The sequence below is a fragment of the Candidatus Poriferisodalis sp. genome (assembly GCF_965204195.1).
GTDB lineage: Bacteria > Actinomycetota > Acidimicrobiia > Acidimicrobiales > Poriferisodalaceae > Poriferisodalis.
Genome location: NZ_OZ241975.1, coordinates 1,367,507 through 1,384,735, shown reverse-complemented (window position 1 = coordinate 1,384,735; position 17,229 = coordinate 1,367,507). Strand labels below are relative to the sequence as shown.

At 66.8% G+C, this 17,229-nt stretch carries 15 protein-coding genes; all 15 read right to left on the bottom strand.

What is annotated here, in order from left to right; genetic code table 11:
* Nucleotides 1-106: 106 nt before the first annotated feature.
* Nucleotides 107-1,201 carry a glutamate 5-kinase gene (gene proB, locus ACOGI8_RS06140; protein ID WP_419855996.1) on the bottom strand — a complete coding sequence of 365 codons (1,095 nt, stop codon included), beginning with the start codon at nucleotides 1,199-1,201 and terminating at the stop codon, nucleotides 107-109.
* Nucleotides 1,202-1,247: 46 nt separating this feature from the next.
* The gene (gene obgE, locus ACOGI8_RS06135) at nucleotides 1,248-2,504 is read right to left on the bottom strand and encodes a GTPase ObgE (RefSeq protein WP_419855995.1); all 1,257 of its coding nucleotides are present in this window, start codon (nucleotides 2,502-2,504) and stop codon (nucleotides 1,248-1,250) included.
* A gap of 48 nt (nucleotides 2,505-2,552) precedes the next feature.
* Complete coding sequence (gene rpmA, locus ACOGI8_RS06130; RefSeq protein WP_419855994.1) at nucleotides 2,553-2,804, bottom strand: 50S ribosomal protein L27; 252 nt, start codon at nucleotides 2,802-2,804, stop codon at nucleotides 2,553-2,555.
* Nucleotides 2,805-2,849: 45 nt separating this feature from the next.
* Nucleotides 2,850-3,161, bottom strand: coding sequence for a 50S ribosomal protein L21 (gene rplU, locus ACOGI8_RS06125; RefSeq protein ID WP_419855993.1), 312 nt, complete (start codon nucleotides 3,159-3,161; stop codon nucleotides 2,850-2,852).
* Nucleotides 3,162-3,227: 66 nt separating this feature from the next.
* The gene (locus ACOGI8_RS06120; RefSeq protein WP_419855992.1) at nucleotides 3,228-5,051 is read right to left on the bottom strand and encodes an Rne/Rng family ribonuclease; all 1,824 of its coding nucleotides are present in this window, start codon (nucleotides 5,049-5,051) and stop codon (nucleotides 3,228-3,230) included.
* Nucleotides 5,044-5,868, bottom strand: coding sequence for a TIGR03936 family radical SAM-associated protein (locus tag ACOGI8_RS06115; RefSeq protein ID WP_419855991.1), 825 nt, complete (start codon nucleotides 5,866-5,868; stop codon nucleotides 5,044-5,046). The genes ACOGI8_RS06120 and ACOGI8_RS06115 overlap by 8 nt, the downstream gene beginning before the upstream one ends.
* 61 nt (nucleotides 5,869-5,929) lie before the next feature.
* Nucleotides 5,930-7,948 carry a TIGR03960 family B12-binding radical SAM protein gene (locus ACOGI8_RS06110; protein ID WP_419855990.1) on the bottom strand — a complete coding sequence of 673 codons (2,019 nt, stop codon included), beginning with the start codon at nucleotides 7,946-7,948 and terminating at the stop codon, nucleotides 5,930-5,932.
* A 57-nt stretch (nucleotides 7,949-8,005) separates the two neighbouring features.
* A complete protein-coding gene (rodA, locus tag ACOGI8_RS06105; RefSeq protein WP_419855989.1) occupies nucleotides 8,006-9,175 on the bottom strand; it encodes a rod shape-determining protein RodA in 1,170 nt (389 codons plus the stop codon).
* Nucleotides 9,172-11,382: a penicillin-binding protein 2 gene (gene mrdA, locus ACOGI8_RS06100; protein WP_419855988.1), complete on the bottom strand. Its 2,211-nt coding sequence runs from the start codon at nucleotides 11,380-11,382 to the stop codon at nucleotides 9,172-9,174. Before mrdA ends, rodA begins: the two co-directional genes overlap by 4 nt.
* Nucleotides 11,375-11,911, bottom strand: a complete 537-nt coding sequence (locus tag ACOGI8_RS06095) for a hypothetical protein (RefSeq protein ID WP_419855987.1) — start codon at nucleotides 11,909-11,911, stop codon at nucleotides 11,375-11,377. Before ACOGI8_RS06095 ends, mrdA begins: the two co-directional genes overlap by 8 nt.
* Nucleotides 11,908-12,792, bottom strand: coding sequence for a rod shape-determining protein MreC (gene mreC, locus ACOGI8_RS06090; protein WP_419855986.1), 885 nt, complete (start codon nucleotides 12,790-12,792; stop codon nucleotides 11,908-11,910). The genes ACOGI8_RS06095 and mreC overlap by 4 nt, the downstream gene beginning before the upstream one ends.
* A gap of 11 nt (nucleotides 12,793-12,803) precedes the next feature.
* On the bottom strand, nucleotides 12,804-13,862 hold the full coding sequence (locus ACOGI8_RS06085) for a rod shape-determining protein (protein WP_419855985.1): 1,059 nt from the start codon (nucleotides 13,860-13,862) through the stop codon (nucleotides 12,804-12,806).
* Nucleotides 13,862-14,350, bottom strand: coding sequence for a nucleoside-diphosphate kinase (gene ndk, locus ACOGI8_RS06080; protein ID WP_419855984.1), 489 nt, complete (start codon nucleotides 14,348-14,350; stop codon nucleotides 13,862-13,864). Before ndk ends, ACOGI8_RS06085 begins: the two co-directional genes overlap by 1 nt.
* A 62-nt stretch (nucleotides 14,351-14,412) precedes the next feature.
* Entirely contained in the window at nucleotides 14,413-15,822 is a 1,410-nt protein-coding gene (locus tag ACOGI8_RS06075) for a bifunctional folylpolyglutamate synthase/dihydrofolate synthase (RefSeq protein WP_419855983.1), read from the bottom strand.
* The gene (gene clpX, locus ACOGI8_RS06070) at nucleotides 15,819-17,084 is read right to left on the bottom strand and encodes an ATP-dependent Clp protease ATP-binding subunit ClpX (protein WP_419855982.1); all 1,266 of its coding nucleotides are present in this window, start codon (nucleotides 17,082-17,084) and stop codon (nucleotides 15,819-15,821) included. Before clpX ends, ACOGI8_RS06075 begins: the two co-directional genes overlap by 4 nt.
* Nucleotides 17,085-17,229 lie beyond the last annotated feature (145 nt).

Genomic DNA, 17,229 nt, shown 5'->3' with positions numbered 1-17,229 from the left:
CTTCCCCTTGCGTCACCCATTGTTTCCCGCTCTTGTTCGCTGCGCTCACGGGCCGCTCGGGCCACGGCTTCGCCATTCGGCTCAGCCTCTGAGCAGGCTAGTGGCGTCACCCCAAAACGACGAGATCATCGCGGTGCACGACCAGTGGGTGCAATCCCTCGGGCAGTTGGTCGCTGCGCAGGCCTGCGGTGGCCCGCAGGCCGTCGGCGTCAATAGCCGCGAGGCCCTTCGCGAAGGTCTCCCCCTGCCGGTCGACGATGTCCACGGCTTCGCCGGCGGCAAAGGAACCCTCGTGCCCGACGACGCCGGCCGCAAGCAGCGACTTTCCGCCAGCCGACACGGCGCGACGGGCGCCGTCGTCAACGGTCACCGATCCTCTCGCCGCGACGGCAAAGCCGATCCAGAGCTTGCGAGCGGAGACTCGTGCATCTCGTGCCGGCACGGTGGTGCCGACACCCGGCCGGCCCGCAGCGGCGTCGGCGACCACGTCGGGACGGCGGGCGGAGGCGATCACCGTGCGCACACCGCTCCACGAAGCCATCCGGGCTGCTGCCAGCTTGGAGGCCATGCCGCCGCTGCCCACCGCATTCGCAGAGCCGGCTGCGGCCTGCAGAGACGGGCTCACCTCCAAGATCTCCGAGATGAGCGAGGCTTCCGGGTCGATGTTCGGGTCCGCCGTGAGCACACCGGGCATGTCGGTCAGCAGGATCAGCGCATCAGCGCGCACCAGGTTGGCGACGAGGGCGGCGATCCGATCGTTGTCGCCGTAGCGGATGGCATCGTCGGCGATCGCGTCGTTCTCGTTGACGACCGGCACGACGCCGAGATCGAGCAGATGATGGAACGTGGCTCGGGCGTGCAAGTACTGGTCGCGATCGCGGAAGTCGTGCGGGGCGATGAGTACCTGGCCGACAACCATGCCTTCGGCAGCGAAGAGCTCCCGATAGGAGGCCATGAGGTCGATCTGGCCGACGGCTGACAGCGCTTGGAGCCGTTCCGGCTCGGTGGGTCGCTCGACGTTCAGCCGCTGCACACCTGCGGTGATCGCTCCGGAGGTGACCACGATCACTTCGTGACCGGCTGCGCGCACGACGGCGACATCCGATGCCAGCTTCGCGACGGCATCGAGATCGACGCGCCCATCCGATGTGGTGATGGACGACGTCCCGATCTTGGCAATCAGCCGCAGTGAGGCAGGCATCAGCGCCAATCCTGCCGTCTCGCACTTCTGAACACAGCCACCTGAGTCATGTATCCGGCTCGTACGTGAATTCGAAATCGCCGATGCGCACCAAGTCGCCCGACTGGGCGCCGTTGCGGGCCAAGGCCCGTGACACGCCAAGCTTCTCCAAGCGCCGCTGCGCCCATGCCAGCGCAGCGGGATCGGTGAGATCCGACAGGGCGACGGCGCGGCGGGCTTGACGGCCCTCGATCTCGAAGACCCCGTCCGCAAGGCGCAGCACCGTCACGCCGGTGGGTTCGGGGCGGTGCACGACGTATTGGGCAGGAGCCTCGTCGATCTGCCTGGCTTCGGACACCAGATCGCGTAGCTGACCCAGCACCGGTGCCACGCCTTCGCCGGTCACCGCGCTGAGCCGCGGTCCGTCCCAGGAGAGGTGGGCCACGTCGGCCTTGGTGCCCACGACCAGCCGTCGCCGCGCTGCGAGCGCGGGGTCGTGAAGCTCGAGTTCGCCAAGCAGCACATCCACCTGTTCATGGGGATCGCGATCTGCGACTTCGGCCAAATCGGCCATGATCATCAGCACCCGTGCTCGCTCCACATGCCGCAGGAACTGGTGCCCGAGGCCCCTGCCCTGCGCGGCACCTTCGATCAGCCCAGGCACATCGGCGATCACCATCTCGAAACTGTCCGCGTCGATTCCGGAGCCGTCGTCGAGCCGGACCACTCCGAGACTGGGCGTGAGCGTGGTGAACGGGTAGGAAGCGACCTTCGGTCGCGCCGCCGACACGGCGCTGATGAAGGTGCTCTTGCCTGCGTTCGGGAATCCCACCAGTGCGACATCGGCCATGAGCTTCAGCTCCAGGCCGAGCCAGCGCTCCTCACCTGGTTCGGACTGCTCGGCAAAATGAGGCGCGCGCATCCGATTCGAAGCGAAGCGGACATTGCCCCGGCCGCCGCGCCCGCCCTGCGCCGCCAGCCAGCGATCGCCGGCATGTACGAGGTCGGCCAGCACAGCACCGTCACGGTCGCGGACGATGGTGCCCTCGGGCACATGTACCAGCTCATCGGCACCGTTGCGGCCATGCCGTTTGCGTCCCTGGCCGTGGCCGCCATCGGTGGCGCGCCGGAACGGGAAGTCGCGGAACGCCAGCAGCGATGCCACGTTGCGGTCCGCGACGACCCACACATCGCCGCCGTGACCGCCGTCGCCGCCATCGGGGCCACCGCGCGGCACGTGGGACTCGCGGCGGAACGACACGCAGCCCGCCCCGCCGTCACCGCCCTTCGCGTGCAGCTGGCACTCGTCGACAAAGTCGCTCATCAGCGTCCTCGCAGACGCTTTCAGGTCTCGGGATGAAGTATGGGAGAACTACGACGGCACGACGTCGACGAGCCGGCGTCCGCGGCGATAGCCGAAGCGCACGACACCGGGAGCTGTCGCGAACAGCGTGTCGTCCTTGCCGCGGCCCACGTTCCGCCCCGCATGGAACTTGGTGCCCCGCTGGCGCACGATGATGCCGCCGGCATCGATGACCTGCCCCGAATAGACCTTGACGCCAAGGCGCTTGGCTACAGAGTCGCGCCCGTTGCGAGTGGAGCCTCCGCCCTTGGTCTTCGACATGGTGTGTCCTTTGGTGTCCGGTCTCGCGCGCCCGCCGGGATGCCCCTAGGGGGTGGCGATGTGGGTGATCTCGACCGTGCTGTAGCGCTGCCGGTGTCCCCACCTGCGCCGGTTGGTCGTGGCGTTCTTGTAGGTGAAGCCGTCGATCTTGGGCCCCTTGACCTCGCCGACCACCCGGCCGGTCACCGAGGCTCCGACCAGCTCGTCGGGCGTCGCCAACACTGCGCCGTCATTCACCACCAGCACCGGCGTGAAGGTGACCTCTTCGCCGGGCGGCACCGCGAGCAGCTCAATGTCGAGCCGCTGGCCGGCCTCGACGCGGCGCTGCTTGCCGCCGGTAGCGATGACTGCGTACATCGGTTGGAGAGGATACCGATGAGGCCACTGGATCGGCGAGTGGTTTTTCGGCCCAGCGTCGAGTGATCAGGCAAACAGCGACTCGCGCAGCACGATGCCGCGTCCGTCGCACGCTTCGCACGGGTCCGACATCGACTCCAGCAACCCCTCACCGGTTCGCATCCGGGTCATCTGCACAATGCCCATGTCCGAAATCGGCTCGGTGGCCGTGCGGGTCTTGTCGCGGGCCAGCGCCTCGTTCAGCGTCGACATGAGCTTGTCCCGCTGTTGCTTGTCGTCCATGTCCACGAAGTCGATGATGATGATCCCGCCGATGTCCCGCAGCCGCAGCTGCTTCGCAATCTCGGTAGCGGCCTCCAGATTGTTCTGGAACAGCGTCTCGTTCAGGCTGGACTTGCCCACGTTGCGCCCCGTGTTCACGTCGATCACCGTCAACGCTTCGGTGTGCTCGATGATGAGCGACCCGCCCGACGGCAGCCAGACCTTGCGGTCGGTGGCCTTGCGCACCTGCTCAGCCACGTGCACCCGCTCGAACAGCGGCAAACGTTCAGCGACCGGGTCGTAATACCGGATGCGGTCCACCAAGGGTGCCGCCACCGCCTCCATGTAGCCCTTGACCTGTTCGAACAGCGCCGGATCATCGATCACCACTTCACGGAAGTCAGCGGTGAACTGCTCGCGGATGATGCGCACCGCCAACTCGGGCTCCCGGAACAGCAGCACAGGCGCATCGGAGCGCTCCGCCAGCTCGGAGATCTTGGTCCACTGCTGCGTGAGCCGTTCGATGTCGCGGCGGATCTCGGCCGCAGTGACGTTCTCGGCAGCCGTCCGCAGGATGACACCGAAGCCATCGGGGATCTCCTTGGCCAGCAGGCTGCGCAGACGGCGCCGCTCGCGGCTGGGCAGCCGACGCGAGATGCCCATCACGCTGCTGTTCGGAATGAGCACCACGAAACGGCCCGGCAGCGACACCTCCGTGGTCAGGCGGGCACCCTTGTGGCCGATCGGGTTCTTGATGACCTGGCACATGATCGTCTGGCCGTTCTTGATCAGCTCGCCGATCGCGGGCCCTGACACTGAACGCCCTCGCCGCCCGCCGGCCCGCTTGCGTTCCGATCCGCCGTCGTCATCGCTCTCGTCGGAGGCAACGGTCAGATCGCCCCGGTAGAGCACCGCCTGCTTGGGCGTGCCGATGTCGACGAACGCCGCTTCCATGCCCGGAAGCACACGCCGCACCCGACCGAGGTAGAGGTTGCCGTAGATCTCGGAGATGTCGTCGGAAGGACGGCTGACGTAGTACTCGATCAGCGATCGGCCTTCGAGCACGGAGATGTGCGTTGCTCCCTCAGAGACATGCACGCACATCCGGTACCGGCCCAGCGGCTTGCCGTTGCGGTACTTGCCGCGGCGCTCGGTGAGCTGCTCATCGTCGAGCTCTAGCGGCCGCTGGTCGGCCAGGATGGCCTCGACCGGCGCATGGGAGCCATTGCGAGCCTCCGTAGTCGAGGCGGCCTCGCCGGATCGGCCCCGTCCGCCGCGTCCGCGGCCGCCCCGCCTGCGACGGCGGCGCCCGCCGGTGCCCTCACCTTCGGGTGACTGCTGAGCCGGCGCCGGGCGGCTGTCGCCGATCTGGGGCTTGCGAGCCGGCGGCGGCACCGGCGGTACCGGTGGTTTGGTGGACTCGGGCTCGGCCTGAGGGGAGTCGGCCTTCGACTTCGGCTTGGGTCCGGATCCTGCTTTGGGCTTGGCCTTGGGTTCCGACTTGGCCTTGGGTTTGGGTTTTGCCTTGGACTCTGGTTTGTCCTCGGTGTGTTCGTTCTGTGTAGGGGGCACAACCAGCCGTCGCTTGCGTACGGCGGGTGTGGGGTCGTTCAGTGTTGATTCATCCACTGATGGGTTCCTTGTTCTTCTGGGCGCACACGGCAGGCACGGCCGGTTCGGCTCGTCCCGCGGCGCCGCTCGTCCATTGATGTGTTCTCCGGGCTATGCCCATCTCGTGTGCCGGCGCGAGCGCTGGCACCAGTTCGCTAGGGCGCACCACCCGGGGCGTAGCTGACAGCTCGGCGCTCAGCACCGCCCCTCGATCCGAGCATCCGACCACCTGCAGCACCTCAACGCTGGGTCGAATATCCGAACTCACGGTCTCGCCTTTGTGCACCCGTTCCGTCACGACGGTACCGGCGGCAAGGAAGTCTGCAACCGCTTTCGCTGCTGCGGCCGTATCCAGGCCCACGATGTCGAACTCCCAGCCGCACGAATGAACCGCCGCCTGCAGCGAGGGACCGCGGCCGTCGGTCAGCACCGCAGCGGACACCTCCATGCCCACCGGCAGCGCCTCGCTGAGCGCCTCGGCAACGGTGCAGTAGCTCGGGGCAGCCGATGTCGGCCCGTGCTCGCAGGGTGCGTGATCGCCGCTCCGGCAGGCAATCACAGGACCGGCTGCATGCCTGGCACCCGGCTCTGCAGCACCCCCGTCACGCACCGCATCGGCAACGAGCGGCAGCTCCACGAACTCGGCCTCCGACTCATACCCGGTGGGCAGCGCCAGTCCGAAGCTCAGCTTCATCCGAGGCGAGAAGCCCTGGCTGTAGATCACCGGCAACCCCACCTTGCGCACGGCGCGCTCGGTGACGCGAGCCACGTCGCGATGCCCGATGAAGCGGATCTTGCCGACCTTGGAAAAGCGGACGCGCAGCCTCAATGACATCTCCCACCCACGAGGGTGGGAGCGGCACTGCAGCTCGGCACCGGTGCGGTGGCCCAGCGCATCATGCGCTACCTCCGCTCGGTGCGCCTGCGCCCGCCAACTGGCGGGGGCGCAGCTCAACCGGCACGAGATGGCCGGTCGCGAGATCCTGTCCCGTCCCCTGACTGCCGCCATTGGGGGCGACGGGGGACGCAACCATGTGCTCGATCCCATATTCAGTACAGGCCCCGCAGTCGTAGCACGGGGTCCATCGGCAGTCAGGCAGGCCATGCCCGGCCAGGGCATCCTGCCAGTCGTGCCAGAGAAAGTCGCGGTGCAGCCCGGCGCCGATGTGGTCCCAGGGCAGCACCTCGTGCTCGCCTCGATGGCGATACACGTACCAGTCGAGGCTGAGGCCGCTCGCTGCCATGGCCTCTTCCCACAAGCTCAAGTCGAAGCGCTCGCTCCACTCCTGGAACGTGCCGCCCTTGCGCCAGACGTACTCGATGACCGCCCCGACGCGGCGATCACCCCGGCTGACGATGCCCTCCGCTGTCGAAGCGGCCGGGTCGTGCCACTTCAGCTGCACTCGCCGGTTGCGACCCAGCGCCGAGCGCACCAACCGCACCTTGCGCGCCAACTCTTCGGGCGGGTTCTGCCCGAACCACTGGAACGGCGTATGCGGTTTGGGCACGAAGCCCCCCAACGACACCGTCACCGATGCGCGCTTGGTGTATTCCTGCCCGATCTGGGTGCAGGCAGCGGCCAAGTGGGCGATGGCCTCGGTGTCAGGGTCCATCTCCGAAGGCAGCCCTGTGAGGAAGTACAGCTTCATGCGATGCCAGCCCTGGCTGTAGGCCGAGCGCACCGCCCCGTACAGGTCTTCTTCGGTGATGAGTTTGTTGATGATCTGGCGCAGCCGCCACGACCCCGCCTCCGGGGCAAAGGTGAGCCCCGTGCGCCGGGCGCGGGACACTTGCGCCGCCACATCGACGGTGAAGGCATCGACACGCATGCTGGGCAGCGAAACGCTGATCCGGTTGGCATCAGCGCCGCCTGAGCTGTTGCCACCGGCTCCGCCGTCTGTGCTGTTGCCACCGGTGACCGTGTCACGCACGAGCTCGGCGATCCCGCTGTAATCGGCCGTGGACAGCGACATCAGGCTGACTTCGTCGTAGCCGCTGCGCTCGAGGCCTGCCGTCACCATCTCGCGGACCTGCGCAGCAGGGCGCTCACGAACCGGACGGGTGATCATCCCCGCCTGGCAGAAGCGGCACCCCCGGGTGCATCCCCGGAACACCTCCACCGAGAGCCGGTCGTGGACGACCTCGGTCACCGGCACCAGCTGCCGGCGGGGATACGGCCACTCGGCAAGATCGGCGACCGTGCGCTTGGCAACCAGCGCCGGCACGTCCGGGTACTTCGGTGTGACGGCGGCAAGTGCCGGCCCGTCGTAGGCGACGTCGTACATCGCCGGCACGTACACGCCCTCGATTCCTGCGAGGTCTCGCAGGATGGTGGCGCGCGTGCCCGGCCGCTTGCCAGCTCGCTTCCAGGCACCGACGGCTTCGGTGATCTCGGAAACCACCTCCTCGCCATCGCCGATGACGAAGAAGTCCACGAAGTCCGCCATGGGCTCAGGGTTGTATGCGCAATGACCTCCGGCACCGATGAGCGGGTCGGCATCACTGCGATGGGCCGAACGCACCTCCAACCCCGCCAGGTCGATGCAGTTGAGCACGTTGGTGTACACGAGCTCTGCTGAGAGGTTGAAGGCGATGATGTCGAATTCGCCTGCCGCTCGATGCGTGTCCACGGAGAACAGCGGCAGCCCCACGGCTCGCATCTCGGCCTCCAGGTCGATCCACGGTGCGTAGGTGCGCTCGGCGCTGGCGTCCGGGCGCTCGTTCAGCAGCTCATAGAGGATCTGCAAGCCCTGGTTCGGCAGGCCGATCTCGTACGTGTCGGGATAGGCCAGAAGCCACGACGTGAGGTGCGGGCCGACGGTCGGTCGTTGCATCCCGTCCTCGCAGCCGATGTACCTCGCCGGCTTGGAGACACGTGGCAGCAAGGGCTCGAGCCGGGGCCACAGCGTTGTCATTGCAACCTCAACGCTACCGGCCCTTGTGCTGAGTCAAGCGGTGTACGCCCGCTGCGGCTAGAGGGTGTAGCGCCGCGCTCCGACACTGATGACGATGCCCACTGCCGCGAAGGCGGTGACCGTGCCCGAGCCGCCATGACTCATGAGCGGCAACGGGATGCCAGTGATGGGCATGATGCCGATGGTCATGCCGATGTTCTGAAACACCTGGAACAGCAGCATGGAGAGGATGCCAACGGTGAGTAATCGCCCGAATGGGTCGCTGGCGACGCGGGCGATCTGCCATATACGCAGGGACATGTACGCATAGAGCGCGAGCAGGAGCGTGCCGCCGACGAGACCGAATTCCTCGCCCAGCGCCGTGAAGATGAAGTCGTTGTGCTGCTCAGGAACCAAGTCCAGGTTGGTTTGGGTGCCTTGCTTCCAGCCTTGGCCCCAGATGCCGCCCGCCCCAATGGCAATCTGGCTCTGACGCAGGTTGTAGGAGGCCTCCAGGGGTTCGAATTCTTGATCCAGGAATGCCGTCAAGCGGTTTCGCTGCGTCTCACTCAGCAGGCGGGGGCCTTGGAACGCGTCGATGCTGAACACCAGCACGAGCGCCAGGATTCCGGTGAGCGAAATGACCACGATGTGACGCAGCTGCGCCCCTGCGACCAGCAGCATGCCCATGGCGACGGCCACGAAGACCAGCATCGTGCCGAGGTCGGGTTGCAGGTAGATCAGGCTCATGGGCACCACGAGCAGCAGGCCCGCATTGAACAACGTGTCGAAGCGCAGATATCCCTCGTGGCTGGCGACGAACGCCGCTAGCGACACGATCACGACGAGCTTGGCGAACTCGGAAGGCTGCACCTGGAATCCCACGCCGGGCAGCACAAACCAGGACCGCGCATTGCGAATCTCGGGCCCCCAGAACAGCAGCGCCCCCAGCGCTCCGAGCGCCAACAGGTAGGCCGGAGTCGCGTAGAAGCGCAGCACCCGGTAGTCGACGACGGCAGCGATGATCATCACCACGATGCCGACTCCCACGAAGATCGCCTGGCGTCGCGCCACCGTCCACGGGTCGCCGCCTTCGAAGGAGAGACTCCGCCATGTGGAGGAGTAGTTCATCGCTATTCCGAGCAGAGCTACCGCTATGGCAGCCAGTGCCAATGAGTAGTCGGCGAACCACGCTGGCGACTGCAGTTCTCGCCGCGTCTGTGAACGGTTCAGCAGCCGCGCAATCATGACCCGGCCCCAACGGTGGGGAATGCTTCATTGCGCCGCAGCGACCCGCTGCGGCGTGGGACATTTGCCGGCAGCGCACCCTCGATCTGGTCCACGTCGGGGATGCCGTCGCCGTCCGCATCCGACGGCGTGTTCGCACGCGGCAGCTGTATGCCCCACGGGCAGCCTTCGGGCACATAGCCCAAGAACGCCGGATCGCCTCGCAGCGCCTCGGGCACCTCAGGGCACTCCGGCTGGGGTGGCGAGAATGCGATCTGGGGCTCGGGCCAGCGCTGCTCGTAGGCCCGCACTGCCTCAAGGATCCGTCGGGCCACAGGCGCAGCCGCCTCACCGCCGTAGCCAGCTTCTTCCATGACGACAGCGACGGCATAGCGGGGGTCGTGTGACGGCGCCCACGCAACGAACACCGCTGTGTCCTCCTTCTTGCGCCGCAGCACCGCGTTCAAACCCTGCGCTTGGGCCGTGCCGGTCTTGCCCGACACCGGGTAGCCCTCATGGTCATAACCCTCGAAGGCCCTCGCGGCGGTGCCTCGCAACCGGGAGTTCGTGACGTTGCTCAACCCTTCCCGCACCACCGCGCTTCCTGCGGGGAAGTCCACCACATCGAGCACCCGCGGTTCGAACGTCAGCACCGGCTCACCGAACGACTCAGCGCGCCGCGAGACCACCGCTTCGACGATGTTCGGCGAGAAGAGCGTGCCGCCGTTGGCCATCGTGGCGTAGGCGTTGGCGAGCTGCATGGGAGTCACGGCGACAAACCCTTGGCCGATGCCGGTGTTGATGTTGTCGCCCGGGAACCATCGCGCTGGTTCGTCGTAGGGGTTGTACGCCTCGGGACTCAACTCGAAGAGCGTCTGCTTCACGTCGCCGTCGGGCACGCGGCCCGATTTCTCGAACGGCAGCTGCACGCCGGTCGGCGACCCGAATCCGAGCGAGCGGGCCATGTCCTGGATAGCCCATTGCTCAGGACCATCGATCCAGTACAGGTCGTCGGACACCTTGTAGAAGTACGCGTCGCTCGAGCGAGTCAATGCGCCGGACAGGTCCAAGGTGCCGAGGGGAGCCCGATCGGCATTGAAGAACGTGCAGCGGCCGGTGCAGCCACGCGCATCGGGGATGCTGTAGTAGCCCACGTCGTGGAAGGCCGCCCGCGGCGAGATGAGCCCCGCATCCAGACCGGCGAGCGCCGTCACCGGCTTGAACACCGAACCGGGCGAGTAGGTGCCCTGCACAGCGAGGTTGTTGAGCGCGCCCGGTGCGTAGGGATTCTCGAACACCGACCGGTACTCCGCCAACGACAGCCCCTCGACCATCCACGTGGGGTCGTAGGTCGGGTGCGACACCATGGCCAGCACATCGCCGTTGCGCACGTCCATCACCACAGCAGCTCCGGTGAGCGCCGGGTAGAAGAAGCCGGAGTCCTCGCTCACTGTCTTGCGTGCTGCGATCAGTCCCTGCCGCAGGTATGACTCGGTGGCAGCCTGCAATTCGACGTCTATGGACAGCACGATGTCGTGTCCCGGTTCGGGAGGGACATCAGCCAAGATCCGCTGCACGCGGTCTTGCCGGTCGACCTCGAGCTTGGTGCGCCCGGGTTCGCCGTGGAGCTCGGCTTCGAAGAGACCCTCGATGCCCGCCCTGCCGACCCGTTCATACGGCAGGTAGCCGTCATCGATCAGCTCGCGGTGCTGGCGCTCAGACATCGCCCCGACGTAGCCGACGATGTGCGCACCCACCTCGTTCTGCGGGTAGACGCGCACCCAGTCCCACCTGGCCTCCACTCCGGCGATCGAGCGCTCCGCGACGCGCAGCAGACCGTCTTCGTCGAGACCGGTCGCGACGACCTTCGGGGCCAGCGGGTGCGTGCGCTGGTCTGCAAATCCCTGGCTGAGCCGCTCTGCAGGCACATCGAGCAGGTCGGCCAACTCGGTGAGCACCGCTTCGGTGTGCTTGTCGCTGTACCTCGAATAGTCATAGGTGACCACGCCGGTGCGGACGTTGTCGGCCAGCACCACGCCGTGTCGGTCGAGGATGCGGCCGCGGGTGGGTGGCGTGATGATGATGCGGACCTGGTTCGACTCGGCGGCCACCGCGAACTGCTCGGTTTCGAGCACCTGCAGGTACCACAGGCGGGTGAACAGCGCCCCGAACAGGCCCACCATCACGATGCCGATGAAGGCCATCCGCCGGCGGACCCGGTCATCCACCGCGCGCCGTGCTTTCTGGAGTGACGGTCATGCGCGGGCGGATGATGAGAGCCCAGCGAGTCGCTCGCTCGAGCAGCGGATTGGTCAGCAGGGACGCAACGCCGGTCACGATGGCGATGCGGACGATCGGTGCCTCTGTCACGTAGACGAGATCCATCAGCCAGCCGGCGCCAGCGAAGAGGCCGATCCCGCCCGCTGCCAGCAATGACGCGATCGCGGCGCGGGCGAGCCTGCCGGCCGAGGGGATCTGCTCGGTGATGGCACCCGACAGGTATCCCACCAGCGTCAGCACGAGCAGCGACATGCCGAAGGGCGTGTGAAGGATGAGATCGGACGCGAGGCCGCAGCCCCCGCCGAAGGTCGCCCCCGTGCTGCGGCCGCCCATCATGCCGCCCGCGACGGCCAGCAGGACCAGCGGATCGACGATGACTCCCGCCGGTGTTATGTGCGCCAGCAGACCCACATGGACGACGACGGCAACAGCCAACACCAGGGTCGATCGGGCCAGCGGCCCAGCACCGGCCATCATCGTTCAGCCTCGGGAGGCTCGCGATCCACGATCACGGGCTCGGGGACGTTGGGTTCGTAGAGCAGCACCTGTACCCAGCGAAGGCGCTCAAGGTCGGCAGCAGGGTGCACGGTGACCCGTTGCGCGCCCCGCACCGCATCCGGCTCGACATCGGTGACCGTGCCCACCAGCAGCCCTGCGGGGAACGTGCTGCCTGCAAAGCCGCTCGTCACCACGGTCTCCCCGGGAATGACGACGGTCTCCAGCTCGATATAGCTCACCTCCAGGTAGCGGCCCGGCCCCTGCCCCGAGGCCAAACCGCCATCCCCGGACCGGACGATGCGCACGCCAACATCGAAATTCGGATCAGTGAGCAGCTCCACGCTCGCCCAGGACGGGTCCGCCTCCACAACCCGCCCGATCAACCCGTCGCCGCTCTCCACCGGCATGCCCTCGCGGATGCCGTCACGACGACCGCGGTCCAGAAGGATGGTGCGTTCGAAGTTCGACACAGGCGCATCAATGACCCGCGCGGTGACCCGCGGAATCGCGCGGACCACATCGCGGGCATCCAAGAGCGCAAGCAGTTCTTGGCGGTCCCGTTCCAGCTCGCCGACCCGAAGAACCGATGCACGCGCCTCAGCCAACTCTCCTCGCAGCTGCGCGTTCTCTGTCTCAAGTTCGTCGAAGCCAATCAAGCCCTGCCACGCATTGCGAATAGGACCGGTCACCCAGTCGCCGAATCGCCGCACCGGTCCCAGCACTTCCTGCGTTGCCCCGCGGGCAGTGTCCAGCACACCGCCCGAACCACGTGCGTCGAGCGTGAGCAATGCAATGGCTGTCACGACGAGCAGGGCCAAACGGAGCCAAGTGCGTCTCCGAATGCCGGCGCGTCGGGCCACAGCCGGGGGCGTCAGCGCCCCTCGGTGGAGGAGTACAGCACTCCGTGGAGGACGTCGAACTCTTCGAGCGTCTGGCCTGAACCGCGCACGACGGCAAACAGCGGGTCCTCCGCGATGTGGACTGCAACGCCTGTCTCCGAGCGCAGTCGATCCGGCAGACCGCGCAGCATCGCCCCGCCGCCCGCAAGCGTGATGCCGTAGTCCATGACATCGGCTGCTAACTCCGGCGCCGTGTCGTCGAGGGTCGCTTTCACCGAATCGACTATCGCACTGACCGGCCCAGCGATCGCTTCACGTATCTCCAGGCTGTCGACGCTGACCGATTCAGGCAGCCCGCTGACCATGTCGCGGCCGCGTACCTCGGCGTAGATCTCCTGCTCCAGCGGCCACGCCGAACCGAGTGCGAGCTTGATCTCCTCCGCGGTGCGCTCGCCCACGACGAGGCCATGTTCCTTCTTGACGTGGGCGACGATGGAGGCATCGATCATGTTGCCGCCGATGCGAGCCGAGCGAGCCGTCACGATGCCGCCGAGCGAGATCACGGCCACTTCCGTGGTGCCGCCGCCGATGTCGACGATCATGCTTCCCTGCGCCGATTGCACCGGCAGCCCGGCGCCGATCGCCGCGGCCATCGGTTCCTCGATGATGTACGCGCGGCGGGCGCCCGCGTATTCGGCCGCTTCCTGCACTGCGCGCTGCTCCACACCAGTGATCCCCGATGGCACGCAGATCACCATGCGCGGCTTGGGCCAGCGCGTCTGGCTGACTTCGTTGATGAAGTGCCGAAGCATCTTCTCGCAGATGTCGAAGTCAGCAATCACGCCGTCCTTGAGCGGGCTGATCGCGGTGATGTTGCCCGGCGTTCGACCGATCATCCGCTTGGCTTCGAGACCGACGGCCAGCGAGTTGCCGGTCATGGAGTCGACAGCGACCACCGAGGGCTCATTGAGCACGATTCCCCTGCCGCGGACAAAGACGATCGTGTTCGCAGTTCCGAGATCAACAGCAATGTCTCGGCCTCCGAACACCGATCCACGCCGGCGGGGTCGGGATGGTCCGTTCGACGCCATCAGCCGCTCACCTCACTGATCGAGGCAGCGCTCTCGGCGGCCCCGTTGTTCGCTGTGTTGCTGGCTTGCCCGAGTGACGGGAAGAACAGCGCGATCTCCCGCTGGGCAGAGGCTCCGCTGTCGGATCCGTGCACCAGATTCTCGGTCGGGGACAGCCCGTAGTCGCCCCGGATGGTGCCCGGCGCTGCCGAGGCGGGATTGGTGGCACCCATGAGGGTGCGCACAACGGCGAACACGTCGTCGCCTGCGTCAGCGGGACCCTCGAGCACCATGACCACCGATGGCGAGCGGGTGATGAACTCCAGAAGCGGCGCGTAGAAGCTCTTGCCGGCGTGTTCGGCGTAGTGCTGCTCGGCCGTGTCACGCTCGATGACCCCGTGCTCCAAGGCCGCGATGGCGAGCCCCTTGCGCTCGAACCTGCCAAGTATCTCGCCGACGAGGCCGCGCTCGACAGCGTCGGGCTTGCAGATCACCAGCGTTTGCCGCATCGCTGTCTCCCTCGGCCTGGCTCGCGTCGTGACGCGATGCGCCGTCGGCTGCGCGTCCGAGGCTAATGCGGGTCAGCCCCCAGAAGTCGCCGCGCTTCAGCGGCAACGTACAGCGAGCCACTCACCACCATGATTCCGTCGGAACCGGCCAGTTCACGGGCAACCTGCACAGCTTCCGAGACGCTGTCTGTGTTGATGATCTCGAGCGGGTGCCGGTGGCCGATGGATGCCCCGTCAGCGCCTGCAGCAGATTCCACGGCCGCTGCGATCTCAGCAGGCGGCAGCGCGCGCGGCCACTGCGCCGCGGTGGCGACGACCGCGTCGAAGGAGCCGAGGCCGAGCGCTTCGCAGAACGCAGCGGGATCGTGCGGCCTGTTCGCCCCGATGACCAGCACCCCAGCGCTGTCGGCCCTGTCGGGATCGACCAGCAGCGACTCCGCCAGCGTGTCGCGCAACGCTGCGGCGCCGGCGGGGTTGTGTGCGCCGTCGATGACCACTGTTGGCTGGCGGGCGACGATCTCGAAGCGGGCTGGCAGCGCGATGTCGTCGAGCGCGGCCGCTATGACGTCGTCGTCGAGAGGGCGACCGAAGAAGGCCTCTACTGAGGTGATGGCGGTGGCGGCATTTGTTGCTTGGTGGGCGCCGTGGAGTGGCACGAAAAGGTCAGCGTGCTCGCCGAAGGGGGTGCGAACGGTCACGAGCTGGCCGCCGACTGCGGGCTGACGTTCCGCAACGTCCCAGTCGACGCCCCGCCGCCACAGCTCGGCCCCCTCCTGTCTGGCGGCGGCAGCCACGATGTCGCTGAGCTCAGGTGTCGTCTCGCCGCAGACGACGGTCGACCCGGCGGAGATGATCCCGGCCTTCTCTTGGGCCACGTCTGCCAGCGTGGGTCCGATGATCTCGAGATGGTCGGCACCCACATTGGTGATGACCGCCACCGTGGCATCCACCACGTTGGTCGCATCCCAGCGCCCGCCCATGCCGACTTCGATCACGTTCACATGCGCCGCGGAGGCAAACCAGTTGTACGCGGCGGCGGCCATCACCTCGAAGTAGTTCGGCCGTTCACCGCAGCGCTCGGTCACCATCGGTTCGAAGACGGCAATCTCGCTGATCGCCATCGTGAACGAGTCGTCGTCGAGCGGCTCGTTGGCCACCGCGATCCTGTCGTTGACACGATTGATGTGCGGCGAGGTGTAGCTGCCCGCAGCGAGGCCGCACGCCCCGAGCAGTGCCACGGCCAGCCGTGCCGTGCTGCCCTTGCCGTTCGTTCCGGTGATGTGAATCGCTGGCACGCTGTCCTGCGGGTCGCCCAGGACACCCATGAGCGTCCACATGCGGTCCAGCGTGGGCGGCGTTGCCTCGGGGCTGCCGAGCAGACGTTCGAGGTCGATGTGGGAATCCAGCCAGTCGACAGCGGCCTCGTAGTCGCGCAGCGGGCCGGCTGCTGATGCTGGCGGCCCAGGCTTCAAGATGCGCGGCGCGTCACGGTCGAACGGGGTACCAGCGTCGGGTTCACCTTGTCCAGCACCACCTTCCGGTCGACGATGCATCGAGCAACGTCGTCGCGGCTCGGCAAGTCGTACATCAACCCCAGCAGCACCTCTTCGAGGATCGCGCGGAGGCCCCTGGCGCCGGTGTTGCGCAACATCGCCTGATCCACGATCGCCTCGAGCGCGTCAGAGGTGAATTCGAGCTCAACGTCGTCGAGTTCGAACATGCGGCGGTACTGGCGCACCAGCGCATTCTTCGGCTCGGTGAGGATGCGTCGCAATGCATCGGGACCCAGCGGGTCAACGACTCCCACCACCGGGAGCCTGCCGATGAACTCGGGAATCAGGCCGAAGTGCCGCAGATCTTCAGGCAGCACATCCGGAAGGATGTCGAGCGCTGAACTGTCCGTGACGTTGCGCAGCGTCGCTCCGAAGCCGACGCCGCGCTCGCCGACGCGGTCGGCAATGAGGCGCTCAAGCCCGTCGAATGCTCCCCCGCAGATGAACAGCACGTTGCTGGTGTCGATCTGCAAGAACTCCTGGTGCGGATGCTTGCGGCCGCCCTGCGGGGGAACCGACGCCACGGTGCCCTCCAGGATCTTGAGCAGCGCCTGCTGGACGCCCTCGCCCGAGACGTCGCGGGTGATCGATGCATTCTCGGCCTTGCGTGCGATCTTGTCAATCTCGTCGATGTAGACGATCCCGGTCTCGGCACGCTTCACGTCGAAGTCGGCCGCCTGCAACAGCTTCAGGAGGATGTTCTCGACGTCCTCGCCTACATAGCCGGCCTCGGTGAGCGCCGTGGCGTCAGCGATGGCGAACGGCACATTGAGCATGCGCGCCAGCGTCTGCGCCATCATCGTCTTGCCGCAGCCGGTGGGGCCGATCAACAGGATGTTCGACTTGGCGATCTCGACGTCTTCCGCTGCGCCCGGGCCGGAGGGCTCGAGGCGCATGCGCTTGTAGTGGTTGTAGACAGCCACCGAGAGAATCGTCTTGGTCCTGTCCTGATCGATGATGTAATCGTCGAGGAACGCGAAGATCTCGCGGGGTTTGGGCACCGCCTCAAACGGCGTCTCCGTCGTCGTCTCGATCTCGTCGTCGATGATCTCGTTGCACAGGTCGATGCACTCGTCGCAGATGTAGACGCCCGGACCCGCTATGAGCTTGCGCACTTGCTTCTGGGACTTACCGCAGAACGAGCACTTGAGCAGCTCGCCGCCTTCGCCGAACTTCGCCACGCTGCACCTCCCTCCTGCGAATGAGCTTGCCGACTCTTGCACAGCGGTGCAACACCGGGGCATGCACACGAGCCGTCCGCCAAGGATGGCACAGCACGCGCGACAACACGTGACCCGTGGGGCCGCTGCGGCGGTGGCACGACGG

Coding starts and splice junctions, on each gene's coding strand:
- proB (WP_419855996.1), bottom strand. CDS start 1,201: ATGCCTGCCTCACTGCGGCTGATTGCCAAGATCGGGACGTCGTCCATC.
- ACOGI8_RS06085 (WP_419855985.1), bottom strand. CDS start 13,862: ATGGCGTCGAACGGACCATCCCGACCCCGCCGGCGTGGATCGGTGTTC.
- rpmA (WP_419855994.1), bottom strand. CDS start 2,804: ATGTCGAAGACCAAGGGCGGAGGCTCCACTCGCAACGGGCGCGACTCT.
- rodA (WP_419855989.1), bottom strand. CDS start 9,175: ATGATTGCGCGGCTGCTGAACCGTTCACAGACGCGGCGAGAACTGCAG.
- ACOGI8_RS06095 (WP_419855987.1), bottom strand. CDS start 11,911: ATGATGGCCGGTGCTGGGCCGCTGGCCCGATCGACCCTGGTGTTGGCT.
- rplU (WP_419855993.1), bottom strand. CDS start 3,161: ATGTACGCAGTCATCGCTACCGGCGGCAAGCAGCGCCGCGTCGAGGCC.
- ndk (WP_419855984.1), bottom strand. CDS start 14,350: ATGCGGCAAACGCTGGTGATCTGCAAGCCCGACGCTGTCGAGCGCGGC.
- ACOGI8_RS06110 (WP_419855990.1), bottom strand. CDS start 7,948: ATGACAACGCTGTGGCCCCGGCTCGAGCCCTTGCTGCCACGTGTCTCC.
- ACOGI8_RS06115 (WP_419855991.1), bottom strand. CDS start 5,868: ATGTCATTGAGGCTGCGCGTCCGCTTTTCCAAGGTCGGCAAGATCCGC.
- obgE (WP_419855995.1), bottom strand. CDS start 2,504: ATGAGCGACTTTGTCGACGAGTGCCAGCTGCACGCGAAGGGCGGTGAC.